This is a genomic window from Raoultella sp., assembly GCF_039594335.1.
Lineage (GTDB): Bacteria > Pseudomonadota > Gammaproteobacteria > Enterobacterales > Enterobacteriaceae > Klebsiella.
On the sequence record NZ_JBCNNS010000153.1, the window covers coordinates 1 to 8,706 of the forward strand.

The following is an 8,706-nucleotide window of genomic DNA, read 5'->3' on the forward strand; positions in this document are numbered from 1 at the left end:
CACGACGCGATATTAGTCTGCGCGACCCATGTAGCGGCTTTCTTCGATATGGATACGAATTTTCTCGCCAGTGGTCAGGTATTCCGGAACCTGAATCACCAGACCGGTGCTCATGGTCGCCGGTTTGGTGCGGGAGCTTGCCGAGGCGCCTTTAATGCCCGGCGCGGTTTCCACGATTTCCAGATCCACGGTCTGCGGCAGCTCCAGCGCCAGCAGCTGTCCATCCCAGGTCAGAACCTGCATGTCAGGCATGCCGCCTTCCGGAATGAACAGTAACTCTTCTTCAATCTGCTCTTTGGTGAAGGTGTACGGCGTGTAATCTTCTTTATCCATAAACACGTATTCGTTGCCGTCAACATAGGAGAAGTCAACGAAACGGCGGGTCAGCGTAACGGTGTCAACGATATCGTCGCCTTTAAAGCGTTCTTCCACTTTCAGACCGGTACGTACATCAGAGAAACGCATTTTGTATAGCGTTGCTGCGCCACGGGCGCTCGGTGACTGAATATCAATATTCTTTACAATAAGCAGCTTGCCGTTGTAATTCAGCACCATACCTTTTTTAATTTCATTCGCTCTTGGCATTGCAGTAATCCTGTCACTTAACGATTCAAAAAATATCGCGTAAAACTACTCGTGCCGGGCCTTTCAGGCAAGCGGAATTCGCGAGTTTTGCTATCTCCGGACAAAACGTTTAGGCTGGGCCGTAAGCCGCAACATCAAGAGAATCATGTATGGAATGTCGTATCGATTGCGGTGCCTGCTGTATCGCCCCCTCAATTTCATCCCCGATCCCCGGAATGCCTGACGGCAAGCCTGCGAATGTCAGGTGCGTTCAGTTATCGGAAGATAACTTATGCAATATCTTTGGCTCGACTTTACGTCCTAAAGTCTGCGGTAGCCTGCAGCCTTCACCTGATATGTGCTGTGCCAGTCGTGAAGAGGCGATGGCTTTCCTGATATACCTCGAAAAGCAGACTTCACCTTAAAAAACTGTTGCCGTAAATAATTCCATTACATTAAGAGAAGCAAAGTGTCTGGTGAACTATAGAACCAGTCTATGAAACAGAACTTAATTAAACTTTTATCCACAATTAATTATATGATTTTATTGAATTTAATCGTTTACTGTACAGCCTCTGATTAGGTGCAATTTCCTTGTGGATTTCTATAACAACATGAGGAAAAAAGACAATGGCTATTCCAGCTATCTATGGCTTAAAGATGACGGCGGCGCAGACATTATGGGGTCTGTAGACGTTCAAGACCGCGATGGCAGCATTGAGATCACCGGATTCTCACATAACTTGAGTATCCCAACTGATGCAATGACGGGAAAAATCACAGGAACCCGCAAGCATTCAGCCGTACTCATTCAAAAAGAGTTTGATAGCTCCAGCCCGTATCTTTACAAAGCCGTTGCCACTGGTCAGACACTTAAATCAGCAGAATGTAAATGGTATCGCATCAATGATGCTGGTCAGGAAGCGGAATACTTCAACATGTTGCTTGAAGGTGTGAAAATTGTCGGTGTTTCACCAGTGATGCACGACACTAAAGATGCAACCAAAGAGCAGCATAATCACCTTGAGTGCATAGAGCTTCGCTATGAAAAAATTACCTGGAAGCATTGCGACGGCAACATCATGTTTACTGACGCATGGAATGAGAGAGTCCAGGCGTGAGATACCCAACATTAGCGGCATCACCCCACCGCCATTTGACGTATCCTCATTCGCCCCACCCGGCGTAAGCATTGTCAATAACATGATGATGGCTCGTTTTCACCGTGGTCCGTCAGTCCTCACCGATTCCTGGTTTTACCAACAAGTAAGAAGGCATGGTCCGTGGGATGATAAGCAGCGCGGGAAGGGTTCGAAAGTTTTGGTCACTTTCATTATGGGCTGTAGGTCACGCTGCGGGGGGCTGGATGGGCGCAAAGTCAAGCAGGAATGGGCGATCCAGCTTTTGGTGATTGGTATGGCTCAACGCCTTATGGCGATGACCCTGACAACCAGTATTGGATAAGAGCAGGGATTGACTATGCAAAACGCGCTGGCTTTTAGGAAAGGCTACCTACTCTTAATCCTGCTGGCGGTTGTCGTCATTGGGATATATAAGGTGTTGCATTATTCGCCGCTTGAGCAAGAGATAATCAAGAAGGTGAAAATAAACAATCTGGCTAACCTCTACATCACCGAAGCGAGCGCAGGAGCAACGACCGGTTTTTCCTATCGTTTCTATCTCTATGATGCATCCAAAGATGATAAAGCGTTTATGGCGAGTCTGGAGGACGGTAACGAGCCTTTCATGAACACAACGGACAAAGGTGCGTTGACGAAGGTCGAGAACGACGCGCTTTATCTGTCAGTGAAAGGAACCATTTATACCTTTAATAGCCCTGCGACTTATCTTGCGGGAGGCTCAATCTACTCTGTTCCTGTTTACCTCACTTCATCGCCATTCTAATAGCATAGCCAGCTTTGGTGCTGGCTCTTTTCTTTCCATCGCTACGAATTAAACTTCACGTAATTTCTTAAGAGATTTTAAGAAGGGGATAAAGTGTATCCAGACAAGCCTGCTAACTCGCGCTGCGTCCAGTTTTATCGGTGTAACATTTTCACGTCGCCGCTCAGACCGAAAGCCTGCGCCAGCCAGCAGTCGGCTTTGAGATCTGCGTGACAGATCACGAAGCGGCCATGACCGGTCTTCCTGAACTGGGGGCGAGTACCACACCTTAAACGTCTTTAATACGCCACAGACAAAGTAATGACGCCACGCCCATGCCGAGGGCAATCCAGAAAACAGCGTGATAGTTCCAGATTTCTGCCACCACACCTGCCAGCGAACCGGCGATAATCCAGCCGACGCGGGTGGTATTGGTGTACAGCGTCGTGGCAGCGCCGGCCTGGCCGGGCATCAGGTCCTGGAAATAGAGCATGCCGATGCCGGCCAGAATGCCGATGAATATCGCGTTCAGCGCCTGCAGAGCCAGCAGTAAAGCGGGCGTATGCACCAGCAGCATCCCCACGTAAAACAGTATTCCTGCCGCTGTAGCGAGACGCATTAAAAAGCGCTTACCAAAGCGTCGGGCATAATAACCGGCAATCAGCATCGTCGGGATTTCCAACCCGGCGGCAGTCCCCATCATCAGCCCGGCCAGCTTCTCTGATAAATGCAGATCATTAATGATATAGAGCGGCATATTAATAATGTACAGGCTGTTAATGCCCCACATGAGTGTGCAAACGCTGAACAGCAGCAGCGCATCGCGGCGATGGGTGCGCGGTGCTTCCAGATGACCTACCGTCGCCAGCTTCTCTTTGCGCATGCTGGGCAGAAAGATCCACACCATCGCCCCGCAGACCACAAAGGCGATCGCGGCGCAGAGATACATCACGGTAAAGCCGAATCCCATTGCCAGCGTGTAGGCCAGCGGCGGGCCGATCACCCATGCCAGAGAGACCTGGGCGCGCAGAATAGAACTGAACATCACCGCTTCGCGGCCGGTTTTATCGGCATGCTCGCGCGCCAGGGCGAACATCTGCGGGTTGGCGGTGGAACCGAAGCTGCTGAGGAAGACCCCGATGAAGAGCAGAATAAAGTAGTTGCGGTTCCAGGCGAACAGCAAGCAGGCCAGGACCCCAAGCAGGCAGCAAAAGACGATCAGCTGCTTGCGATCGCCCTGGCGGTCGGAGCGCCCGGCCAGAAACTGACTGACCAAAATACCGATGACCGCGCTACCGGTAAAAAAGAAGCCAACCATCGCCGGACGTACATGCACTTCATTGGTTAAAAACAGGCTCAGGGTCGGCGTTTGCAACGCGCCCGCAATGCCCGTCAGGAAGGCAACGATCAGGAAAGCCGAAGAGGTTAAATCGAACCCGCGTCGGGGGAGGGCGGCGCTACTGTTTTGCATGGGGTGTTATCTGTCATTGTCCGAGCAGCGGAGTTTACGCCGTCACTCATAAAATGAACAGTAGTATGGTATGAAAATTAAAAAGCAGTTTCATATTGATAATTTCAGCAAAAAGCTGAAGCCTGGCTGAATGGGGCATCTGACTTCAGCAAAAGTGTGCTGCATCTCTAATTTCCGTTATCAGGTTGTTGCGCAGCGGATGAGAAAGGTACAGACTTCTTGAAACGTTTCAGCGTCATCGGGATTTTCTCCATCAGGAAGTTGACGCCTTTTTTCATAAAATAGCTGAAACGATTCAATCTAGCGGGAGAGGAGAACCATGTTCCAGTTATCTGTGCAGGATATTCATCCAGGCCAGCAGGCCGGTAATAAAGAAGAGGCGATTCGTCAGGTTGCCGCAGCGCTGGTCAGCGCGGGCAACGTGTCGGAAGGCTACGTTAACGGGATGCTGGCTCGCGAGCAGCAAACCTCCACATTCCTTGGCAATGGCATTGCCATCCCGCACGGGACTACCGACACGCGTGACCAGGTGCTGAAAACCGGCGTTCAGGTCTATCAGTTTCCACAGGGCGTGACCTGGGGAGAAGGACAGACCGCGTACGTGGCAATCGGCATCGCCGCCAGCTCGGATGAGCATCTGGGGCTTCTGCGTCAGCTGACCCACGTCCTGAGCGATGACTCAGTCGCTGAACAACTTAAATCGGCGACCACGGCGGAAGAGTTGCGGGCCCTGTTGATGGGTGAAAAGCAGAGTGAAGCGCTGAAACTGGATAATGACACGCTGAGCCTGGATATCGCTGCCAGCGATCTGATGACCTTACAGGCGCTGAACGCAGCACGTCTGAAAGAGGTTGGCGCCGTTGACGCCTCCTTCGTCAGCCGAACTATCAATGATAAACCGCTGAACCTCGGCCAGGGCATCTGGCTGAACGACAGCGCGGAAGGCAACCTGCACAGCGCGATTGCGGTCAGTCGTGCCGCCAGCACATTTACTGCTGACGAGCAGCCGGTATCACTGCTGATTACCGTCGCGATGGCAGATGAACAGCCTACTGCGGTACTGAATCGCCTGAGTAATCTGCTGATTGATAAAAAAGCTGACCGCCTGCTGAAGTCTGATGGCGCGACCCTGCTGGCACTGCTGACCAGCGACGAGGCTATCGCCGACGATGTGCTGAGCGCCGAGTTTGTGGTGCGCAATGAGCATGGGTTGCATGCCCGTCCTGGCACGATGCTGGTGAACACCATTAAACAATTTTCCAGCGACGTTACCGTGACCAATCTGGACGGTTCCGGCAAGCCGGCAAATGGCCGCAGTCTGATGAAAGTCGTGGCGCTGGGTGTGAAGAAAGGTCACCGTCTGCGCTTTACCGCGCAGGGTGAAGATGCGCAACAAACACTGGATGCGATTGGCGAGGCGATCGCCGCAGGCCTTGGGGAGGGCGCATAAATGAGCAGACGTGTAGCAACGATTACATTAAACCCGGCATATGATCTGGTGGGGTTTACACCGGAAATTGAACGCGGAGAAGTCAACCTTGTGCGGACCACCGGTCTGCATGCCGCCGGAAAAGGTATCAACGTTGCTAAAGTGCTGAAAGATCTTGGCATTGACGTCACCGTTGGCGGATTTCTTGGTAAAGATAACCAGGATGGTTTTCAGCAGTTGTTCAGCGAGTTGGGGATTGCCAACCGCTTCCAGGTGGTTCAGGGGCGTACGCGCATCAACGTCAAGCTGACGGAAAAAGATGGTGAAGTGACTGATTTCAACTTCTCCGGTTTTGAGGTGACCCCGGCCGACTGGGAACGCTTTGTGAACGACTCCCTGAGCTGGCTGGGCCAGTTCGACATGGTGTGCGTCAGCGGCAGTCTGCCGTCAGGCGTTAGCCCGGAAGCCTTCACTGACTGGATGGTTCGCCTGCGTAGCCAGTGCCCGTGCATTATCTTTGACAGCAGTCGCGAAGCGCTGGTCGCCGGTCTGAAAGCCGCGCCGTGGCTGGTGAAGCCAAACCGTCGCGAGCTGGAAATTTGGGCGGGCCGTAAGCTGCCGGAAATGAAAGACGTGATTGATGCAGCGCATGCGCTGCGCGAACAGGGCATTGCCCACGTGGTTATCTCCCTCGGTGAAGAGGGTGCGCTGTGGGTTAATGCTTCAGGCGAATGGATTGCGAAACCCCCTTCAGTCGAAGTGGTCAGCACTGTGGGTGCCGGGGATTCCATGGTTGGCGGCCTGATCTACGGTCTGCTGATGCGTGAATCCAGCGAGCATACGCTGCGTCTGGCTACTGCTGTTGCGGCGCTGGCGGTCAGCCAGAGCAATGTAGGTATTACCGATCGTACCCAGTTGGCCGCCATGATGGCGCGTGTCGACTTAAAACCCTTTAATTGACAGCAGGAGAGGCATAATGAAAACGCTGCTGATTATTGATGCCGGACTTGGACAGGCGCGCGCCTATATGGCGAAAAACCTGCTGGGTACCGCAGCGCATAAAGCACATCTTGAACTGACAGATAATCCTAACGACGCGGAACTGGCGATCGTTCTCGGTACCGCCCTGCCGGCGGATAGCGCGTTGAGCGGTAAACAGGTGTTCCTCGGCGATATTAATCGCGCCGTTGCGCATCCGGAGCTGTTCCTGAGCGAAGCGAAAAGCCATGCGACGCCATATGTTGCACCGGCAGCTGCGGCACTGCCGGCTGCGACCAGTGGTGCAAAACGCATCGTGGCGATCACGGCTTGTCCTACCGGCGTCGCGCATACCTTTATGGCAGCGGAAGCCATTGAAACCGAAGCCAAAAAACGCGGCTGGTGGGTGAAGGTGGAAACTCGCGGCTCGGTTGGCGCAGGTAACGCCATCACGCCGGAAGAGGTGGCTCAGGCGGATTTGGTTATTGTGGCTGCCGATATTGAAGTCGACCTGGCAAAATTTGCCGGCAAACCGATGTATCGCACCACCACCGGCCTGGCACTGAAGAAAACCGCGCAGGAGCTGGATAAAGCCGTTGTTGAAGCGAAACCGTACCAGCCATCCGGCCAGAGCGGCCAGCAGGCGGATGCGGCCAAGAAAGAGGGCGGCGGTGCCTATCGTCACCTGCTGACCGGCGTGTCTTATATGCTGCCGATGGTTGTTGCCGGTGGTCTGTGTATTGCGCTCTCCTTTGCCTTTGGTATCAAAGCCTTTGAAGTGAAAGATACCCTTGCAGCCGCGCTGATGCAGATTGGTGGTGGTTCAGCCTTTGCGCTGATGGTTCCGGTGCTGGCAGGCTTTATCGCCTTCTCTATTGCAGACCGTCCGGGTCTGACGCCGGGTCTTATCGGCGGGATGCTGGCTGTTAGCGGCGGTTCTGGGTTTATCGGCGGGATTATCGCCGGTTTCCTTGCCGGTTATGTTGCTAAACTGATCAGCACCAAATTAAAACTGCCGCCGAGCATGGAAGCGCTGAAACCGATTCTGATCATTCCACTGGTCTCCAGCCTGATTGTCGGCCTGGCGATGATCTACCTGATCGGTAAACCTGTTGCCGGCATTCTGGCAGGGCTGACCCACTGGCTACAGACAATGGGAACGGCGAATGCTGTGCTGTTGGGCGCAATTCTCGGCGCGATGATGTGTACCGACATGGGGGGGCCGGTCAACAAAGCGGCCTATGCCTTCGGCGTCGGTCTGCTGAGTACCCAAACCTACGCGCCGATGGCGGCGATTATGGCGGCCGGTATGGTGCCACCGCTGGCGATGGGTATCGCTACGCTGGTTGCCCGCAATAAGTTCGATAAAGGCCAACGGGAAGGGGGGAAAGCAGCGCTGGTTCTGGGTCTGTGCTTTATCTCTGAAGGGGCGATTCCGTTTGCTGCCCGTGACCCGATGCGCGTCCTGCCATGCTGTATCGTGGGCGGTGCGGTGACCGGTGCAATCTCCATGGCTATCGGGGCGAAACTGATGGCGCCACACGGCGGTCTGTTCGTCCTGCTGATTCCTGGTGCGATTACGCCAGTGCTTGGTTACCTGATGGCGATTGTTGTCGGTACCCTGGTGGCCGGTCTCTCTTACGCGGTGCTGAAACGTCCGGAAGGACAGACCGTACAGACCGCAGAAAAAGCGGCCTGAGTTATCCTCCGCGAAAGAGCGTATTGACGAACAAAAGGGCTGAATATTCAGCCCTTTTTCTATTCAACATCTCTACGTCGCGGTCTGTTTCACTCGGCCCGTAAGGTCCTGGCGTCAGACCGAGGCTTCTTCCGTTTGCTGCGCCCGCAGCCAGGCAATCTCTTCTGCCCAGATATCCGGGTTAATGGTTTCCAGAATCAGCGGGATGCCATCGAAGCGGTTGTCCTGCATGATCCAGCGGAAAGCATCGTGACCGATATTGCCTTCGCCCAGGCTGTGGTGGCGGTCAACGCGGCTGCCGAAGGCGCTTTTGGCATCGTTGAGGTGCATGCCGCGCAGATAGCGGAAACCGACAATGCGTTCGAACTCAGCGAAGGTTTTTTCACACCCTTCCACGCTACGCAGGTCATAACCGGCCGCAAAGGCGTGGCAGGTATCAATGCAGACACCAACGCGGGATTTGTCTTCCACGCCGTCAATGATGGCAGCCAGGTGTTCAAACTGAAAGCCGAGGTTACTGCCCTGGCCGGCGGTATTTTCAATGACTGCGGTCACGCCTTCGGTTTTAGCCAGCGCAATATTAATGGACTCGGCAATACGCGCCAGACACGCGTCTTCTGGTATCTGCTGCAGGTGGCTACCGGGATGGAAATTGAGCAGCGTCAGTCCGAGCTGCTGGCA

At 53.8% G+C, this 8,706-nt stretch carries 8 protein-coding genes and 1 pseudogene; 6 read left to right on the forward strand and 3 right to left on the reverse strand.

Features of this window, described 5'->3' with window-relative positions; translation table 11 throughout:
• Window positions 1–12: 12 nt before the first annotated feature.
• A complete protein-coding gene (gene yeiP / locus ACZAHD_RS19455) occupies window positions 13–585 on the reverse strand; it encodes an elongation factor P-like protein YeiP (RefSeq protein ID WP_039079953.1) in 573 nt (190 codons plus the stop codon).
• A 149-nt stretch (window positions 586–734) separates the two neighbouring features.
• On the opposite strand from yeiP, the gene ACZAHD_RS19460 reads away from it, so the two are divergent.
• From ACZAHD_RS19460 to ACZAHD_RS19470, 3 genes and pseudogenes are all read left to right on the forward strand, one after another.
• Window positions 735–989 (forward strand): YkgJ family cysteine cluster protein, encoded by a 255-nt coding sequence (locus ACZAHD_RS19460; protein ID WP_462458234.1) that lies wholly within the window; start codon window positions 735–737, stop codon window positions 987–989.
• Window positions 990–1,194: 205 nt separating this feature from the next.
• A pseudogene (locus ACZAHD_RS19465) lies at window positions 1,195–1,685 on the forward strand (Hcp family type VI secretion system effector).
• 358 nt (window positions 1,686–2,043) lie between these two features.
• On the forward strand, window positions 2,044–2,469 hold the full coding sequence (locus tag ACZAHD_RS19470; protein ID WP_462458235.1) for a hypothetical protein: 426 nt from the start codon (window positions 2,044–2,046) through the stop codon (window positions 2,467–2,469).
• 268 nt (window positions 2,470–2,737) lie between these two features.
• Here the strand turns inward: ACZAHD_RS19470 and setB are convergent, their stop codons facing one another.
• Window positions 2,738–3,919, reverse strand: a complete 1,182-nt coding sequence (gene setB, locus ACZAHD_RS19475) for a sugar efflux transporter SetB (protein WP_462458236.1) — start codon at window positions 3,917–3,919, stop codon at window positions 2,738–2,740.
• Between the two features lie 319 nt (window positions 3,920–4,238).
• Between setB and fruB the strand changes: the two genes are divergently transcribed.
• The 3 genes from fruB to fruA are packed head-to-tail and all read left to right on the forward strand — an operon-like array spanning window position 4,239 to window position 8,025.
• A complete protein-coding gene (gene fruB, locus ACZAHD_RS19480) occupies window positions 4,239–5,369 on the forward strand; it encodes a fused PTS fructose transporter subunit IIA/HPr protein (RefSeq protein WP_462458237.1) in 1,131 nt (376 codons plus the stop codon).
• Window positions 5,370–6,308: a 1-phosphofructokinase gene (gene fruK / locus ACZAHD_RS19485; RefSeq protein ID WP_004864796.1), complete on the forward strand. Its 939-nt coding sequence runs from the start codon at window positions 5,370–5,372 to the stop codon at window positions 6,306–6,308.
• 16 nt (window positions 6,309–6,324) lie between these two features.
• Window positions 6,325–8,025 (forward strand): PTS fructose transporter subunit IIBC, encoded by a 1,701-nt coding sequence (gene fruA / locus ACZAHD_RS19490; RefSeq protein WP_462458238.1) that lies wholly within the window; start codon window positions 6,325–6,327, stop codon window positions 8,023–8,025.
• Window positions 8,026–8,139: 114 nt separating this feature from the next.
• Here fruA and nfo read toward each other — a convergent pair.
• On the reverse strand, window positions 8,140–8,706 hold a 567-nt coding region (gene nfo, locus ACZAHD_RS19495; protein ID WP_462458239.1), incomplete at its 5' end, for a deoxyribonuclease IV.

Coding starts and splice junctions, on each gene's coding strand:
- ACZAHD_RS19460 (WP_462458234.1), top strand. CDS start 735: ATGGAATGTCGTATCGATTGCGGTGCCTGCTGTATCGCCCCCTCAATT.
- ACZAHD_RS19470 (WP_462458235.1), top strand. CDS start 2,044: ATGCAAAACGCGCTGGCTTTTAGGAAAGGCTACCTACTCTTAATCCTG.
- yeiP (WP_039079953.1), bottom strand. CDS start 585: ATGCCAAGAGCGAATGAAATTAAAAAAGGTATGGTGCTGAATTACAAC.
- setB (WP_462458236.1), bottom strand. CDS start 3,919: ATGCAAAACAGTAGCGCCGCCCTCCCCCGACGCGGGTTCGATTTAACC.
- fruK (WP_004864796.1), top strand. CDS start 5,370: ATGAGCAGACGTGTAGCAACGATTACATTAAACCCGGCATATGATCTG.
- fruA (WP_462458238.1), top strand. CDS start 6,325: ATGAAAACGCTGCTGATTATTGATGCCGGACTTGGACAGGCGCGCGCC.
- fruB (WP_462458237.1), top strand. CDS start 4,239: ATGTTCCAGTTATCTGTGCAGGATATTCATCCAGGCCAGCAGGCCGGT.